Origin of the sequence: Brevibacillus sp. HB1.4B (genome assembly GCF_013284285.1) — a bacterium.
GTDB classification, from domain to species: Bacteria; Bacillota; Bacilli; order Brevibacillales; family Brevibacillaceae; genus Brevibacillus; species Brevibacillus porteri.
The window spans coordinates 205,636-223,247 of sequence record NZ_JABSUT010000003.1; the positions used below are offsets into that span (position 1 = coordinate 205,636).

The 17,612-nt window shown below is 48.2% G+C and carries 16 protein-coding genes; 12 read left to right on the forward strand and 4 right to left on the reverse strand.

Going from position 1 to position 17,612, the window contains the following annotated elements:
• Positions 1–20: 20 nt before the first annotated feature.
• From HP398_RS08895 to HP398_RS08915, 5 genes are all read left to right on the forward strand, one after another.
• Positions 21–1,007: an ROK family protein gene (locus HP398_RS08895; protein WP_173622410.1), complete on the forward strand. Its 987-nt coding sequence runs from the start codon at positions 21–23 to the stop codon at positions 1,005–1,007.
• Between the two features lie 152 nt (positions 1,008–1,159).
• Positions 1,160–1,990 (forward strand): hypothetical protein, encoded by an 831-nt coding sequence (locus tag HP398_RS08900; protein WP_173622411.1) that lies wholly within the window; start codon positions 1,160–1,162, stop codon positions 1,988–1,990.
• 124 nt (positions 1,991–2,114) lie between these two features.
• Positions 2,115–3,167 carry a hypothetical protein gene (locus HP398_RS08905; RefSeq protein WP_173622412.1) on the forward strand — a complete coding sequence of 351 codons (1,053 nt, stop codon included), beginning with the start codon at positions 2,115–2,117 and terminating at the stop codon, positions 3,165–3,167.
• A 133-nt stretch (positions 3,168–3,300) separates the two neighbouring features.
• The gene (cysK, locus tag HP398_RS08910; protein WP_017251131.1) at positions 3,301–4,215 is read left to right on the forward strand and encodes a cysteine synthase A; all 915 of its coding nucleotides are present in this window, start codon (positions 3,301–3,303) and stop codon (positions 4,213–4,215) included.
• Positions 4,216–4,230: 15 nt separating this feature from the next.
• Positions 4,231–5,400 (forward strand): FAD-dependent monooxygenase, encoded by a 1,170-nt coding sequence (locus HP398_RS08915; RefSeq protein WP_017251132.1) that lies wholly within the window; start codon positions 4,231–4,233, stop codon positions 5,398–5,400.
• A 58-nt stretch (positions 5,401–5,458) separates the two neighbouring features.
• Here HP398_RS08915 and HP398_RS08920 read toward each other — a convergent pair whose 3' ends face one another.
• Positions 5,459–6,643, reverse strand: coding sequence for an amidohydrolase (locus HP398_RS08920; RefSeq protein ID WP_069845512.1), 1,185 nt, complete (start codon positions 6,641–6,643; stop codon positions 5,459–5,461).
• A 283-nt stretch (positions 6,644–6,926) separates the two neighbouring features.
• On the opposite strand from HP398_RS08920, the gene HP398_RS08925 reads away from it, so the two are divergent.
• Entirely contained in the window at positions 6,927–8,213 is a 1,287-nt protein-coding gene (locus HP398_RS08925) for an ATP-binding protein (protein WP_238144698.1), read from the forward strand.
• A 77-nt stretch (positions 8,214–8,290) separates the two neighbouring features.
• Here the strand turns inward: HP398_RS08925 and HP398_RS08930 are convergent, their stop codons facing one another.
• Together HP398_RS08930 and HP398_RS08935 are read right to left on the reverse strand one after the other, a co-directional pair.
• On the reverse strand, positions 8,291–9,478 hold the full coding sequence (locus HP398_RS08930) for an MFS transporter (protein ID WP_173622413.1): 1,188 nt from the start codon (positions 9,476–9,478) through the stop codon (positions 8,291–8,293).
• A 124-nt stretch (positions 9,479–9,602) separates the two neighbouring features.
• Complete coding sequence (locus tag HP398_RS08935; RefSeq protein WP_017251135.1) at positions 9,603–10,361, reverse strand: TrmB family transcriptional regulator; 759 nt, start codon at positions 10,359–10,361, stop codon at positions 9,603–9,605.
• A gap of 397 nt (positions 10,362–10,758) precedes the next feature.
• Between HP398_RS08935 and HP398_RS08940 the strand changes: the two genes are divergently transcribed.
• The 6 genes from HP398_RS08940 to HP398_RS08965 all read left to right on the forward strand — a co-directional run bounded on the left by HP398_RS08940 (position 10,759) and on the right by HP398_RS08965 (position 16,892).
• A complete protein-coding gene (locus tag HP398_RS08940; RefSeq protein WP_173622414.1) occupies positions 10,759–13,020 on the forward strand; it encodes an immune inhibitor A domain-containing protein in 2,262 nt (753 codons plus the stop codon).
• Positions 13,021–13,253: 233 nt separating this feature from the next.
• Positions 13,254–14,084 (forward strand): electron transfer flavoprotein subunit beta/FixA family protein, encoded by an 831-nt coding sequence (locus tag HP398_RS08945; RefSeq protein WP_069845507.1) that lies wholly within the window; start codon positions 13,254–13,256, stop codon positions 14,082–14,084.
• Positions 14,081–15,103, forward strand: a complete 1,023-nt coding sequence (locus tag HP398_RS08950; RefSeq protein WP_173622415.1) for an electron transfer flavoprotein subunit alpha/FixB family protein — start codon at positions 14,081–14,083, stop codon at positions 15,101–15,103. The genes HP398_RS08945 and HP398_RS08950 overlap by 4 nt, the downstream gene beginning before the upstream one ends.
• Positions 15,096–16,391: an FAD-dependent oxidoreductase gene (locus tag HP398_RS08955; protein WP_017251139.1), complete on the forward strand. Its 1,296-nt coding sequence runs from the start codon at positions 15,096–15,098 to the stop codon at positions 16,389–16,391. Before HP398_RS08950 ends, HP398_RS08955 begins: the two co-directional genes overlap by 8 nt.
• Entirely contained in the window at positions 16,391–16,687 is a 297-nt protein-coding gene (locus tag HP398_RS08960) for a ferredoxin family protein (RefSeq protein ID WP_007726971.1), read from the forward strand. Before HP398_RS08955 ends, HP398_RS08960 begins: the two co-directional genes overlap by 1 nt.
• Before the next feature lie 16 nt (positions 16,688–16,703).
• Positions 16,704–16,892 carry a hypothetical protein gene (locus HP398_RS08965; protein WP_017251140.1) on the forward strand — a complete coding sequence of 63 codons (189 nt, stop codon included), beginning with the start codon at positions 16,704–16,706 and terminating at the stop codon, positions 16,890–16,892.
• Positions 16,893–16,928: 36 nt separating this feature from the next.
• Here the strand turns inward: HP398_RS08965 and HP398_RS08970 are convergent, their stop codons facing one another.
• Positions 16,929–17,510 carry a M67 family metallopeptidase gene (locus HP398_RS08970; RefSeq protein WP_017251141.1) on the reverse strand — a complete coding sequence of 194 codons (582 nt, stop codon included), beginning with the start codon at positions 17,508–17,510 and terminating at the stop codon, positions 16,929–16,931.
• Positions 17,511–17,612 lie beyond the last annotated feature (102 nt).

Genomic DNA, 17,612 nt, shown 5'->3' on the forward strand with positions numbered 1-17,612 from the left:
GCAAGGATGTGAAGCGTAAGATGAATCAAGACAAACCATATGCCATCGGGATTGATCTGGGTGGTACCAAGATCATAGCCGCGATCGTCGACCAGCATGGCAACATCCTCAGTCAGGCGAACGCAGCGACCCAAACAGAAGAGGCAGCGCAGACAGTCATCGGTTGTATCGGTGATTTGGTGCAGACTGTCTTAGACGATAGCGGCATCCTTCTCTCTTGCATTCGCGGGATCGGGATTGCAACTGCGGGAATTATTGATACACAGCGCCAAATGGTCATTTTTGCGAGCAATCTAAACTGGAGCGATGTGCCGATTGGTGCGATGCTTCAGGAGCGGTTTGGCGTAGCCGTGCACTTAATCAATGATGCCAATGCAGCAGCGGTAGCAGAATGGGCGTTTGGAAGTGCACGAGGCACGAAAGACTTGATCTATGTAACGGTTAGTACGGGTGTTGGTGCTGGCATTATTAGTGGAGGACGGCTGATGACAGGTGTTGGCGATAGTGCCGGGGAGTTCGGGCATATTTCGCTTGATCCCGAAGGACCGTTGTGCGTGTGCGGGAATAGAGGATGTCTGGAAAATTACACGTCTGGGCTGGCTTTGGCAAGTAGAGCTAGGGAACAGCTTCTACAGGGTGTTACCAGCTCGTTGCTCGTTGAAAATGGGAATGACCTGAGCAGGATAACGGCGAGAGAGGTCGGAGAGGCAGCGGTTCGGGGAGATTTACTCAGCATGACCTTGATGAAGGAAGCTGGTTATTATCTCGGGGTCGGGCTGACTAATCTGATCCATCTGTTCAATCCGCAGGTGATTGTCATTGGTGGCGGTGTGATGAAGAACGGACAGCTGCTGCTTGCGGAAGCGAAGAACGTCATTCGCGAGCGCTCTATCTCCCGGATGGCAAACCAAGCGAACATCCAGTTGACGACGATCGGAGCGGAAGCAGGTGTGCTCGGTGCAGCAGGCATGTATTATCCGTCCGAGCGTGAAATGGTTGAGGTTTAATAGAATGAGAGTTGTGGGGGCCGATGTTTGAATACATCGGCTTTTTCCTATGAAAGCGGACATAGAAGCCTAGACCTAGATTCTTTTCATTTGGTAAAATATAGATTGGAAAAATTTTCGCATGAATAGAGAGAAATAGACGGAGGGGTACCATGGCAGAAGCCAAAACAGCAAAAGCAGCGAAGAAGCCAGGATTTTTCAAAGAACTCATTACTTTTTTGTTTGTAGTTGCCTTAATCCTCGGAATTGCCAGCGGTGCTATTTTCTATTTATCTGGGAAAAATCTTGATGATTTACTAGGTGCTCGACCTGTAGCGAAAAAGGAAGTGAATCAGCCTGCAACTACTCCTGCACCCAAAAGTCCGGCGTCGACAGATCAAGAAGCGGGCACAAATCAGCATTCAAACGCTGTAGCTGTTTCCTCTGAGGGAACTGGTGCAACGGACGTGGCAATGCCAGCGGCCTATCCCGTCGAAACGCCAGGCCAACAAAGTAATGAGCGAGGACAGGTAGCACGAACCGAACTTCCTACTGAAAAGGGAGCACTCAAGGGCACGATTACGTGGCAATATAACGATTTTGTTGGGACGAAGCCGGATGTGAATGCAAGGATTTACCTCATTCCTACTGACTTTGATAAAAATACGATTACAGATCTGGAAGAGGGTATGTTTGCGTATGATACCATTGCTCCAAAAGGCTCGGGATTGTATGCTGCAAAAGCAAATGGGTATGGAAATTACGAGATCGGCAACGTGCCTGCTGGGGAGTATCATATCTTAGTAGTGTCAAAACAAACCATTCGAAATGTGCAGGAACCTGTAGATGACCTTACTGCCTATACGTTAAATCCGTACGTTAGGGATTGGGAAAATTTCGAAGCCGCTACGTTTTTGTTGTATAAACATGAACTTTCAAAAATTACGATTGAAGAAAACCAAACGCTCGATTTTAGCCACGATTTTGGTAATACCTATATTTAAGCTTGTTTTGGCCTTTAGACTCATAGGGTTTTCCCCCGCGATTCATGTATCATAAAACTATGGCACGTTTTGGCAGGAAAAACAGGTCAAACGTAATAGAAATTGTGGGTAAAGGGGTCGCAGCATGAAGGGAAAAAACACAAGCATCATGATCGTCATGGCTCTGGTCATCGTCGCATTGCTGGGATACGCAGGCTATCGATTCTTTGGTCCTGTGACACTGGCGGAAGGGTATTTGTACGAAGACGATACACGCATGCTATACACGAGTGTCACGGTGAATAACGAGAAAGTAAGCGTTGAAATGACGGATTCCATCGTCGAAACAGAAGACAGCATCCCTGTTCTGAAAACTGAGTCGATCTTGCTGGAGGGAACGTTGGAGGGTGAGAAGCTGACTCTCAAAAATCCGGCAACTGGTCAGGATATCATCGGCACAGTGAAGGGTGATGAGCTCCAATTTGACGGTCTGCTTATGGAAGAGAATAAGAGATCGACAAGTCTGGTTGCCACAAACAAAAGCGCGTATGAAAGTAAATTGGCGACATTAACCAAGCGGACCAACGAGGAAGCGGAAGTAAAAAAGAAAGAAGTAGCAGAACAAAGAGTCAAAGAAGCAGCACGTGTCGACTTCGCCAAAAAAGTAGAACAGACAGGAAAGCTAGAGGCTGATCTGATTGAAACGGCAAAGTATTTGGACGAGCTGCAATTTACGGATGAAGCGCAGTTTTCAAACGATCAAATAGCGGAGCTGCAAAGACTGTTGGAAGAGATTCGTACCTATTCGACACAGCCAGGCTTGAGCAAGATGGAATTCGAGGTCATGCAAGGAACACTGGGTAGTATGAAGGTGTTGGTCGATGGGATGAACACGATGGATGGTTCCATCCAGGATAAAAACAAAAACATGCAGGAAATGATCGCCATCATGGAGACCGACTTGAAGGATATCCAAACGATATGGGCGGAAATCAAAGCGAGCGTGCCGGATGCCGAGAAAAGGGAAAAAGCAATCCATGCAGCAGTCAAGACGGCGACCGATTCAATCGCGCAGGCGAAGCAGCGCCAAGGCTCGGTAGACAAAAGCGGACAAGCAAAAGTGAAAGAAACCGCGCACGGCCTGTATCAACAAGCGGTGAATGTACTGAATCAGACAAAAGCAAAGTATGGTTTTTAGACAGGAAAAAGGCTCTCATTCGAGAGCTTTTTCCCATTTGGGCACCCTTGTCGTTTTCAGGTCGAAAAAATTGTATTATTCTTATAGTATTACTAAGAGATAATCATAAGGCAAATTTTCCAGGAGGAGTACGATGAGCGTCTACCAGAACATTACCGAATTGATTGGAAATACGCCGATTGTTCGACTGAGGCGCATGGTTCCTGAAGGAGCAGCAGAAGTTTTTGTGAAGTTGGAGAAATTCAATCCGTCCGGAAGTGTGAAGGACCGCGCTGCCTACAATCTGATTTTGACGGCTGAGCAAGCGGGACTGATCCAACCGGGGGATACGATCATAGAGCCGACGAGCGGAAATACCGGAATCGGCTTGGCGATGAATGCCGCAGCAAAAGGCTATCGCGCGATTTTGGTCATGCCTGACAATATGTCGAAGGAACGGATCAATATATTGAAAGCGTATGGGGCAGAGGTGGTATTGACACCGAGCGAGCTGAGAATGCCGGGGGCGATTGCCAAAGCGCAAGAGCTGCAAAAAGAGATTCCGCGCAGCTTTATTCCTCAGCAATTCGAGAATCAGGCGAACCCGGACATTCATCGAACGACGACAGCTGAGGAAATTTTTACGCAAACGAATGGTCGACTGGATGCTTTTGTCGCCACTGCTGGGACAGGTGGAACGATTACCGGGACAGGCGAAGCGTTGCGGGAAAAGCTCCCGGAGCTGTATATCGCTGTCGTCGAACCAAAAGGCTCCCCGGTTCTGTCTGGCGGAAAGCCTGGTCCACATAAACTGGTAGGCACGAGCCCAGGTTTTGTTCCGCAAATCCTCAATACAAGCGTTTATAATGAAATCATTCAAATCGCAGACGAAGACGCCCTACAAAGCATGAGGCAGCTTGCAGCGTTGGAAGGGATTCTCGTCGGGCCTTCATCGGGTGCCTCGGTCTTTGCTGCCATCACGATTGCCAAAAGGCTGGGAGTGGGTAAGCGGGTCGTTTGCATTGCGCCTGACACGGGGGAGCGGTATTTGAGTATGAATCTTTTCTAATTAGGAGAAAAGGCGATGAGCAACGAAAAACACGCGCTGATCATTGGGGCAGGCTTGAGCGGGCTTGCATCAGCGCTTGCCTTGAAGCAAAAGGGGTGGCAAGTGACGCTTTATGAGCAGGCACGGGAGCATAAAGGAATCGGTGCTGGAATCGTTTTGGCTGCCAATGCGATGAAGGCATTGGATAAGCTGGGAGTTGGACAGGAAGTACGCGAGCTTGGGGCAGCTGTCCGTTCAGCAAGGATTCGCGACTGGAAGGGAAATTTGTTAGTCGAGCTACCTGTCACGGAACAAGCAGAACGGTACGGGGCTGACAGCTACTTGATTCATCGGGCTGATCTACAGCAGGCTCTTTTGGCGAAAATCTCAACGCATGAATTGGTTTTAGGCAAGCAGTTCGTTTCTTTTTCTCAAAAAGAAGCAAGGGTTCAAGCCGCTTTTGCAGATGGGTCAAGTACACAGGGGGCGATTCTGATCGGAGCGGACGGGATTCATTCTCATGTACGAAAGAGACTGTTCGGTGAAGAGTCGATGAGATACTCCGGGTACACGGCGATTCGCGGGATTGCTACTTACCAAGACCCTCGTTATCCACTGGAGTCAGGAGGCGGCTTTGAAGCATGGGGCAGGGGGATTCGTTTCGGGTTTTCCCATATCGGCAACAATCGAATTCATTGGTTTGCCGCCATCAATGCACCTGAGGGAGAAAAGGATGGACCGCTGGGCCGAAAGCGAGAGACTTTGCGCCGACTGGATGGCTGGTATGAGCCAGTACGTGCAGTGATTGAGGCGACAGAGGATGCAGCCATCTTGCGGCATGATATTTACGATCGTGCACCACTCAGGAGATGGAGTGAGGGCCGAGTTACATTAGTAGGCGATGCGGCCCATCCGATGCTGCCGAATCTGGGGCAAGGAGCGGGTCAGGGAATGGAAGACGCACTTGTGCTGGCCAGATGCTTGGCAGAAGCCGATGCGGACTCGGACTGGGCTTATGCTTTGCGTATGTATGAAGAGAAACGGAAGAAGCGGGCGAATGCGATTGTGAAAGGTTCCCGCTTAATGGGGGCAGTCACCCAGTGGGAAAATCCGCTGGCCATCGCGACCCGTCATTTCCTGTTAAAAACGATTCCTGCCCGTATCCAGAGCAGAAGACTGGACTGGATTGTTGGACACGAGGTGTGAATACGGCGGCAGAAAAAAGGCAAGGTGCATGAGGCCCTTGCCTTTCAACTTTATCCGTTTATTGATGACGTGCCTGATAGGCTAGCAACGCTGCAATGAATAACTGACCGGTTTGAATCATGGAGCGCTCATCAACATCGAATTTGGGATGATGATGCGGATACGTCGCCTGAATCTCCGGGTTGCGCCCACCGACCATGAAGAAGGTAGCGGGGCGTTCTTGGGCAAAGTAAGCAAAGTCCTCTCCGCCCATGCCAGGTGGGATTTTCAATACGCGCTCCTCACCAAAAATCCGCTTGGCTTCTGCTACAAAAAGCGGAGTCTCGGTCTCATCGTTCCAAGTAGCTGGGTAGCCGCGTTGGTACATGATTTCGCAAGTAGCGCCGACTGCCTGGCAACTGGCTTCCACGATACGTTTCAGGGATTGCTCAACCGCGACTCTCACTTCCTCGTCATACGTGCGGACGGTTCCCTTTAGCTTTACTTGATCAGGAATGACGTTGAACGCTTCGCCCCCGCCCACGAAGGAGCAAACAGACAGAACGACTTGTTTCAGCGGATCTACCTGACGGCTGGCAATCTGCTGCAAATTCATGACAACCTGACTGCCCAATACGATTGGATCAACGGAGGTATGAGGATAAGCACCGTGTCCGCCTTTTCCGTACAAGACGATCTCAAAGCTGTCTGCTGCTGCCGTAATGTAGCCATGACCGATCCCGACAGTGCCTACGGGAAGCTCGGAGGCGACGTGCGCGCCATACACGACATCGACTCCCTCGAGGCAACCCGCCTCCACCATGGCTTTGGCGCCACCAGGTGGCAGCTCTTCCGCGAACTGATGCAGAAATACCACATTTCCTGGGAGCTCATCGCGAAACTCGCTCAACACTTGTGCGACTCCCAAAAGTCCTGAGGTATGTATATCGTGACCGCAAGCGTGCATAACGCCTGGAATGCGGGACTTATACGGTACTTCTTTTTCATCTTGAATGGGCAAGGCGTCGAAGTCAGCCCGCAACGCAACTGTTTTTCCTGGCTTTCCACCCCGCAAGAGACCGACAACACCCATGCCGCCGACACCGGTTTGTACTTCTATACCAAAAGAAGCCAGCTTGTCCGCAACTTTCTTCGCTGTGTTTTCCTCCTGAAAAGAAAGCTCGGGATACATATGCAAATCACGTCTGAATGAAACAAGCTCTGGATAAATCTCCTGCAGTCGGGCAAACCATTTTTCTTCCATCGAACCCACTCCTTTTTCCTAGGGAAAGAGATTGGTATTTCGTATTCGTCTTATTATAAAAATATTCCGAATCATAATTCAATGTATGATTTTGAGAACTATAATGAAGCGAAATTCATATTATGTAGACATTTCCAGTAGAAATCTCTAGAATATTAGAGAGACATGTTCAAAAGGTCGTGTTTTTAGTACAACTGCGTCATCCACAGACGACTTTTTGAACAGATAGATTGAGGGGATTATGACGAGTTCACATCCAAAAAATCCTAGAGTACTACTCATTATGCTCGTTTCTGGTATCCTTGTTTTGATCTTGACTTGTGTAAGCATCGCGATTTCCTATTTCAATACGATTCAATCCGTCCGACTCTCCATTGCGAATCAAAGCATGAAAGCTGCTTCGGTGGTAGCAGACAGTCTAGATGTTGACGCGTACCAGGAGTTTTTACGAAATCCGGTAAAAGAGACCCCCGCCTATAAACGAATCGAACAGCAATTGAATCAAGCACGTGAGCAATTCGGTCTGCTGTATTTATACACGATTCAAGTCAATGAAGACAGGCAGAGTGGTCGCGCGATGATCGTTGCAAGACCTCCAAGTGCGCAGCAAAATTTTGATATCGGTATGCCTATTGTTCTATCTTCTGAGCACATTCAAATGATTTACGAAGGATCATCAGCGTACTACTCAGATATTATCAGAGATCCAGATTACGGGGTTTACATGTCTGCGGGTGCGCCGCTTAGAGATAGAGAAGGAAGAATCATTGGAATCATCGGAGTAGATACGGACGTAGCCATCGTCGAGGACATTGGAAATGATGTCGTTCGTAACAGCATTCCTGTTTTTGCGATTCAAGGTTTTTTTGTCGTCGTACTGATCTTCCTGGTTCTTTGCATGGAACGCTGGTACCAACGCGCCATCAAGGCAGCAGTTGGCGAGACGGAAGAAACCTATCAGGATGAATTGCGCTCAGTCATTTGTTCGATGCGCTCCATACGCCATGATTTCGTCAATCACATGCAAGTGCTGTACGGATTGATCGAATGCGGATATTATCCAAAAGCACGAGATTACGTGCAGTCGCTGCTGAAAGAAACCAAGCTTCTGGACCTCACCGTGAGGTTTGCGAATCCTGCCTTAATGGTATTGCTTCACACGAAATGGGAGCAGGCTAAATCCAAACAAATCGTAATGCAATTTGAAGAATGTTCTGATCCAATGGATAGTATTCCTTCCATTGATCTGATCAAAATTTTATCGAATCTGATTGATAATGCGATTGAAGCGGCTGAATTAGCGGATGGGGAAAAGCGAATCAGCATTTATTTTTGCTGTGATGAAGAACATATTATTTTCCAAGTGGAAAATACAGGACCGGAAATAACGCCAGAACAACGTGCACGTATTTTCGAGAAGGGCTATACAACGAAAACAGAGAAACAATGTGGCTCGCGTGGAACGGGTCTGACGATTGTAGATTCAGTTGTTCACAAGTACAAGGGGAAAATTGAGGTTGGGTCGGAGCGGGGAATCACGAGATTTACCGTTTGGTTGCCAGTGAAATAGGCAAGTAACGAAAACGATTCTAGGATGATAAAGAAAAAGCCGTCAATGATTTGACGGCTTTTTGCTTTTGTGAGTCGCTATGCATTTTGTGCTGGCGCAGGCTGCGCTACTTGGCTTTCCTGTGCTTGAAATGGACGTGAGATCGAGTAAAAGGCAAACCCGAACGAAAGCAGGACGAACATTGCTCCAACCCAAGGGGTGTAGATGACAGATGACCGCTCGACGACGAGACCGCCAGCCAGAGAGCCAAGGGCGATACCTAAATGTTGGGCAGAAGTATTCAAGCTTAATTGAATGTCTGCGGTAGCAGGTGAGCAGGAGATCAAATAGTTTTGTTGTGCTGGCGAAATAGCCCAGCTAAGCGCACTCCAGATTACCATGATCGGCAAGAACAAATATAGCGAGCCTGTAAAAAACGGCAAGACACACATGATCAAGCCAAACACTGGAATGATGAACAGAATGCTTTTGGTTGCTCCCCATTTGTCTGAGATCCACCCCCCAATACCACCGCCTGCAACGGCAGCAATCCCGAACAAGAGATAAATCCAGCTCAGTGTCGTTCCGTCCACATTCATCGTCGTTTGCAGATAAGGAGTAAAGTATGCATACAGCGTCAAGTGACCTGTCAGCATTAACAAGACGATAAATAAGGCGCTGAATAGCTTGCTGCTACGGAGGGTAGTCATTTGATCACGTAGCGGAATCGGCGGTGCAGTTTGGACTTTTGGCAAAAACAAGAGGATAAAAATCATCGCGACGATACTCAGTGCCGCAATTAGCCAAAACGGGGCACGCCATCCGAAGGCATTCCCCAGAGCCAATCCGACAGGGACGCCGAGTACGAGCGAACCGCTAATCCCCATGAAAATAACGCCAATGGCACGGCCGCGATAAGCAGGTTCCACAAGGCTCGTCGCAATCGTAATCGACAGCACAATCAGGATGGAACTGCTTGCTGCGCTCAAGATGCGCGCCGTCATTAATACAGCGTAGCTCGGACTAAGTGCCGCGAGCACATTACTCAGGAAAAAGGCCGCTAATGCATACAAGTATAGCTTTTTGCGCTCAACACGCCTCGTAACATGCAGGAGCAGAGGAGCGGCAACAGCAAATGCAAGTGAGAATATGGTGATTAATTGTCCGGCAGCGCTAATCGATATCTGAAGATCACGAGCAATCAGATCGAGCGTACCACCGATAATCAATTCCACCGTACCTACAACAAAGGTAGCAATCGCTAAGATGAAGACACGTGGATTCAAAACAATAGCTCCTCTCGAGTAAAAAGGTTACTACCATAATAGTAACCTTTTTGATCATGTGCAACTAGAAATTTCTCCTTACAAATAGAAAGGACTCTGGCCAAAAGCCAAAGTCCAGGTATTGTCAGTATCGGAGGCGAATGATCATCTTGCGGATTTCTTCATCGTCAAAGAGTTGATCCACATATTTTTGGGTGATTTTTGTCAACGCGACATCATGGTAAAACGAATCAGCAAAAAATTTGACGAAAGGTTGACCGCGTGTCTTGATCGCATGCCAGCCCGTGTCCTCCTCGCCTGCAAAAATCATTTCATCTTGGTCCGCTACGATTAGCTGATAGCGCTCCAAGCCTTGATGCTCTTGCACAGGGATAAAGGAATGAACACAGGAGAGCTTGGTGTTAATCTGCCCGATGACCAAGGCTTCGATCTCCACCCCTTCTTTTTCTTTCATCTCCAGTAGGGGTACATACTCCAAAAAATCATTGGACCAGGCAGAGATGCGAATAGACCGTGTTGCTCGTTGGATCAATTGTTTGCATTCCGCGCGGATCGATTCATCAACCTTCAGGCTCCAGACTCGGTCATCACGTACAGTTTTATGAGAAAGGGAGCTGGTCAATTTTTTGACGTCTGTTTGAAATTGGCGGGTCAGCTTTTCTACCAGGCTGTCCAAAGGCAGGGCTGTATACCGCTTTTTCTTTTCCGATACGGTGTCAAGAACCATCCCCTTTTCTACCAGACGATTCAACACCTCGTAAATTTTTGCTTTTGGCACTCCCGAATGCTTCACGACCATTGCTGCATCGAGAGGCTCGCCGCTAGACGCCAACGCTTCATAAACTTTACTCTCATACAGAGAAAAACCAAATGTTTGCAGCATCAAAATCCTCCATGGAAAACACGAGCATTTTTATTCGATCGTACCGATAATCGAGTTGTTTTGCAAGAAAGAGAGGAGGGCGAAAGAAATATATGATAGAAAAATATCGAGTTTTTTCGACAAAATTCAACAAATTTCTATAGGTCTTTAGGATGTAGACACAACGGTAATATATCGAACAGATACCCTTTGAATAAATGATTAGCCGAAAATTCGGCACTTGTCGTAACTAGTTCGATAGCCTTATTGAGCAATTTCTTTTGAACGGGAAGTATTTTTTGTCGAAGAAAAGAATTTGGCAAAAATTACGTATCACGCAATAATTATGAATAGTCGGAATTGGGGGTTTGATTTTTCCGATGCATCACAAATAGATAGAAAAAGAGGGTGAACCGTAGTGAAGAAAAGCAAGAAGCTCTTATCCGTTTTATTTTCCTCCTCACTCGTGCTCAGTACTTTCGTGGCTGCACCTACAGCTGGTTTGGCCAAATCAAAAGAGGACAAGCATGATCTGCATGTAGACTTGTCCACTGTTAACCTGGAGCGACTGATTAAAGGGTTAATGGAGCAAGGAATCATTGATGAAGACGCCGATCAGGATGAGATTGACGAGGCGTTGCTCGAGTACTTGGAAGACAAAAAAGTACCACACGGCGTTGACGAATCGACCTCTTTCGGTAAAGAAGCAAGCAGAGGTCAGCAGGCAGCATTGGCGAAGGCAGCCCAGAAAGTGGCTGAGATGGAGGATGGCGATGAATTGCGCTCTTCCAAACGACTACATACTGATAACATCGTTGTCGCTCTTGTCGAGTTCCCTGACCGGGAGCATAATCAGCTACCAAAAGTGAATGACTCGCTTTGGACGAAAGACTTCAACGAGAAGCACTACAAAGAGATGCTGTTTGATCAGAAGGGGTACGAAACTCCTGAAGGTATCGGCATGACAACGATGGCGAAATATTTCTATCTGCAATCGGGAAAAACGTGGACGGTTGATGGTGTGGTAACGCCATGGCAGATGGCTGAGAATAGCTACAAGTATTATGGCGAAAATTCCAAGGCTGGTGACGATTCCAATCCGCGCGATCTAGTAATCGAGACGCTTGAGGCAGTTGGGGATTCCATTGCCGGGAAAGAGGAATTGTACGATCAGCGCGATCCGTATGACTTCGATGGCGATGGTGATCTGATGGAGCCAGATGGCAATCTGGACAACCTCATGCTCGTTCATGCTGGGATCGGCGAAGAAACTGGGGAAGACGCAGATGCGATTTGGTCCCACCGTTGGACTTTGAAGAGACCTGTAGAAATTCCAGGTACAAGCCTCAAAGCGTTTGATTACATGATTCAACCAGAGGATGGCGCACCAGGCGTATTCACTCACGAATACGGACACAATCTCGGTTTGCCAGACTTGTATGACACGACAAGAGGCGGAAAAGATTCGCCAGTAGGTGCTTGGTCCCTCATGTCGTCCGGTAGCCATACAGGTAAGGTTTTCCAAACAGAACCTACTGGCCTTGATCCTTGGTCCAAAATGGTGCTGCAACAAATGTTCGGTGGAAACTGGATTAATCCGTACGTGCTGGATTACAAGGATGTAGAGAAGCGCAAGAGATCCCTTCGACTCATTGATGCGAGCAGCCTTGAGAAGGACGGCAAGGTCATCAAGCTGAACATGCCAAAGGTCGAAAAGAAACCGCCGGTTGAGCCAAAAGATGGAGGATACGCCTACTTCTCGGATGAAGGCAACAAGCTGAATACAAAAATGACGTCTGATGTGATCGATTTAACAGGGGTCAGCTCCGCAACGATGAAATTCGATTCGTGGAGAAGCATTGAGGAAGGCTATGACTACGTGAGCGTCAATGTAATCGACGCGGATACAGGCGAGAAAAAAGAAGTTCAAAAATACGATGACGTAACAAAAGGCTGGGACAAAGAAGAAATCAGCCTGAACGAGTTCGCTGGTAAAAAGGTACAAGTCGAGTTTAACTATGTAACGGATGTCGCTTTCGTGATGGATGGCTTCTATTTGGATAACTTTGAAGTAGAGGCGGATGGACAAGTCATCTTCGCAGATGATGCAGAGGGTGAGAAGAAGTTCAAATTGGATGGTTTCTCTCACTTCGATGGAAAAGGAAAAATGTTCGATGCGTACTACCTAATTGAGCTGCGTTCTCACGAAGGAATTGACGCTGGTCTGAAGCATTTCCGACGCAACGACTCTTTCTTCACGTATGATCCAGGTATGGTGATCTGGTACTTTGATGGTCGCTATGAAAGAACCCGTGACAACAATACGAGCCTGCATCCAGGCTACGGCATGCTCGGTGTAGTAGATGCCCATCAGGAAGTACGTTACTGGAACAATGATGAAGGTAACAAAAAGGCAATTGCAGACTCCCGTTACCAAGTGAATGACGCTGCGTTTAGCCCGAACGACACTTCTGGAATAAAGCTGGATTACATTATGGGAACCATGGAATACGAGCCGTTGGATGGAGTAACTGAGTTTGAAGACAGTGATGATTACTCGATGCCGGAAGTGCCCGAAGTCGGTAAAATCCTGCCGCAAATCGGTTTGGAAATCAAACTGAAAAGAGTTGCCAAGAAGTTCACGGATGCTACGATTGAACTCTCCATTGATAAAGATTAATTCATAAGTCAAAAGACGCCACGCATCGCTAAGCTGATGTTTGGCGTCTTTTTACGTTTCCATGAAGGCCCCTGATATCTAAATTCAGAGGCCTGTTTTTACTGGTCTAAGCTCGGCTTCATCGCAATAGGCTATAACAATGAACGACAAGCTGCCCGATCTGATTGCGCGTAAGAAAGGCAACCTTTTGTACAGGCATAGGTATCGCGCCCGGCAGCAAGGGGGGATCAATCATGCTGCATATTGTTGCTTGCATTAAGCAGGTGCCGGACACCAAAATCATCAAGATGAATCCGAAGACGAATACGATGGATCGCGCCAGTGCGCCAGCCATTCTCAACCCGTATGATGCACATGCGGTGGAGGAAGCCGTTCGTTTGAAAAATCGATATGGGGGTGTGGTCTCCGTCGTCACCATGGGACCGCCACCAGCGGTGAAGGCTATTCGGAAATGTATCGAGATCGGAGCAGACGCAGGCTATCTGGTAACGGATCGTGCATTTGCCGGAGCAGACACATTGGCGACCAGCTATGCAATTACCAAAGCCATTGAGAAGATTGCAGAAAGCCAGCCAGTCGACCTCGTCATTTGCGGGAAGATGACCATCGACGGTGATACGGGACAAGTCGGACCGGGTGTCGCCAGAAGGTTGGATATTCCGCCGCTCACGTGTGTGAAAAAAGTAGTGGAAATAAACAAAGAACAAGGTTACGCCATCGTGCATCGAAAGCTGGAGGATGGTTATGAAGTCATTCAGTCGACCTTGCCTTGTTTGTTTTCCGTGGAGAAGGAGATTAACGAGGTACCTTATTCTCCGCTGCCTAACATGCTTCGAGCTGCTAAATATAATCCCGTTGTCTGGTCCGTCGATGACTTGGGGGATATCGATCGGACGCAGTTAGGTCTGAAGGGCTCTCCTACCATCGTTGCAAAAGTTTGGCCCCCAGAGAAGCCAAAGGGTGGCGAAATACTCGAAGGAAGCGCCAGCGAGCAAATCGCACGCTTGATGGAAATTTTGCACGATAAACAGCGACTGTTTCGGGTGAAGGAGGAGCAGATATGAATCTGGATGATTTTCGTGGCATCTGGGTGTTTTTAGAGGTGAGTGACGGCCGTATCGCGCCTGTATCACTCGAGCTGTTGGGGGCGGGAAGACAAATGGCTGACAAGCGAGACGTGCCGCTTGCTGGCTTGTTAATCGGAGATGGAATCAAGGAGTTGGCCCACACGGCGTTTCCATACGGTGCGGACCAAGTGTATGTATACGATCAAAAGATTTTTCATGATTACCGAACAGAGTCGTACATGCGAGCTGTTATCGAATGTGTTCAAAAGCACAAGCCGGAAATCATCTTGTACGGTGCGACTTCAACCGGAAAAGATTTGGCGAGCGCTGTCGCGACGGACTTGGAGACAGGGCTGACCGCTGACACGACCATGCTCGATGTGAACGCGGAGACAGGTTTATTGGAGGCGAGCCGTCCAGCGTTTGGCGGTAACATCATGGCGACCATTTTGTGCAAAAAACATCGACCGCAAATGGCGACCGTCCGCCCAAAAGTCATGAAAGCGCTTGAGCCAGACGAGTCACGTACAGGAAAGATTATCGAAGAAAGCATGGAGCTACGTGAAGAAGACATTCGCACAAAAGTACTGAAAATCGTCCGGGAGACGAAGGAAAAGGTGCGTCTGGATGAGGCTGATGTGATCGTCGCTGGTGGCAAAGGACTCGGAAGCAAGGAAGGTTTTGCACTTATTCATCGCTTTGCAGAACGAATCGGGGCAACCGTTGGGGCCAGCAGAGATGCGGTGGAAGCAGGCTGGATCGGTCATGAATATCAGGTAGGGCAGACGGGAGTGACTGTTACGCCAAAAATTTACTTTGCCATCGGCATATCGGGAGCTATCCAGCATTTGGTCGGCATGCGCAACTCGGGATTGATCATTGCCATCAATAAAGATCCGAATGCACTCATCTTCCAGTCTTGTCACTACGGTATTGTCGGTGATGCTTTTGAAATTGTGCCATTGCTCATTGAAGCATTCCAAAAGGAGCCGGACAAGGAGGTAACGTATGGCTGAGAAATTTGATGTAATCATTGTCGGAGCAGGTCCGGCTGGCACAGCTTGTGCTTATACGCTTGCCAAAGCGGGTGTAAATGTTCTGTTGATGGAGCGCGGGGAATATCCGGGTTCCAAAAACGTCATGGGAGGTGTTTTGTATCGTAAAACGATGGAAGACATCATTCCCGAATTTTACAAAGAGGCGCCTGTTGAACGTCCGATCGTCGAACAGCGGTTCATGATGCTCGATAAGGAATCAGCCATCAATTTCAGTTATAAAGGCATGGAGTGGGCCCAGGAACCCTATAACAATTTCACGGTGCTGCGGGCGAAATTTGACCAATGGTTTGCAGATAAAGCCGTGCAGCAGGGAGCACTGTTACTCAATGAGACCGTTGCCTTGCAGTGCATTGTTGAAAATGGCAAGGTAGTCGGTATCAAAACAGATCGACCGGATGGGGATCTATATGCAGATGTTGTCGTACTGGCAGACGGCGTCAACTCCTTGCTGGCGAAATCGTTAGGTTTCCACAAAGAGTTTCGCCCAGATGAAGTAGCGCTCGCCGTCATGGAAGTACTGAAGCTGGATCGCAAAATAATCGAGGATCGCTTTAACTTAGAGGGCGATCACGGTTGTACGATTGAAATTTTCGGGGATTCGACCAAAGGGATTTTGGGGACGGCGTGGTTGTATACGAATAAGGACAGCTTGAACATTGGGGTAGGGACGATGCTGTCAGGTCTGATCAAAAACAAGATCAAGCCGTATGAGTTGTTGGACTATGTAAAGAATCATCCGATGATTCGGCCGTATATCCAAGGCTGTGAGCAGCAGGAATACTTGGCGCACCTGATTCCCGAGGGTGGATATCGTTCCATTCCCAAAGTTGTCGGCAATGGTGTACTTGTCGTAGGAGATGCTGCCCAGCTCGTCAATGCAATCCATCGAGAGGGATCGAATATGGCAATGGCATCTGGTGTCATGGCGGCGGAAACGATCCTGGCGGCAAAAGAGGCAGGGGACTATTCCGAAAAAATGCTCGACGGATACCGAATCAATCTGTTGAATAGCTTTGTCGGTCAAGATTTGAAAAAGTACAAGGACGCAACGCATCACTTTGAAAAATTCCCGCAGTATTTCGAACAGTATATTCCGATGATGAACAAAGCGGCGAGTCAAATGTTTACTGTTGATGGCAGCTCGAAATGGAGCAAGCAGAAGAAAATCTGGAGCGACCTCGGCTCTGCGAAGGACAAATGGAAAATGGCGCGTGACTTGATGAATGCGTGGAGGGTGATGAAGTGATGCAGGATCTACCGAAGGGCCAGTCAATCGAGGAGAAACAGTACCTTGTGCGCTTCAAAGCGGATACGGAGTCACATCTGCATGTGCTCTCCGCAGATGTTTGTGCGACGCAATGCCCTGATAAGCTCTGTACGATCTTCTGTCCTGCGGAAGTATACAAATGGGAAGAAGTGCGGATGCACGTCGGTTACGAAGGGTGTCACGAGTGTGGGAGCTGCCGCATTGGTTGTCCGTACGAAAATATCAAATGGGTGTATCCGAAGGGTGGGCACGGAATCATCTTCAGACTCGGGTAATGGGCGGCGATGAGCGGTGATACAAGTAGGCGATCTGGTCGTATACGTTAAGGATGGTGCAAAGGGAGTCGTTATTCATATTGAGGAGGACCGCTTCCAGGTAAAGTGGGAAGATGATTTTGTCAGCTGGGAGAAAAGGGAATGGCTGCTGCCCAGTTCAATGGAACATGGCGATCTTCAAAAACAGAAAGAACAGCGGGAGTAAATTCCCACTGTTCTTTTGTTTTGAGTGAATTTGACACTAGTTACGGACTGTATAAGGATACACCCGAGCAAAAGGCCCCTCAATTTGAAAACAGCCGAGAACTGGTTGTGGAGAAGCGAGCGAAACGATGAGATACGCGACCTCCGGGTAATGACAGTAAGCAATATCTTCAGGTGACGGAATGGGAGGTGCAGTAGGGTGGGAGTGATAGATCCCGACCAAATGCTCCCCACGTAACGCCATTTTGTGGAAAACGTGTTGGATCTGCTTGGGGTCCATGGCGAAGGCGACCGGGCTTTTCAATGTATTTTCCATACGCCAAACCGTCTGTGCACTCCCATTTCTACCGGAAAGCAATCCGCACGTTTCATTTGGCTTCTTCTCCAGGGAATCTCGGATGATTTCATCCCAGACTGCACGGGTCAAGGAAAAGGGGATCTCTAAAAGATTAGCCCTGCCAACGCCTGCCGCAGCAACCTCCGCTCGTTCTATTCTGGACGGACGGTTGCGGTTGGACTCTGTGAACCGGACCGGATTTTGGCAATGGTGATGGCGGCATTCTCGATGGACGCTGAGCAGGATGGACTTGATGTTGTTGACGTTGCTGATACAGTGCACGCATTTGTTCAGGTGTCATGGTTTTTCCTCCCTTTCTGTACTGTATTATGTTGTATTCAGGATAGATTCACATGGTAACGGCTCTCGCACATTTTCAACTTT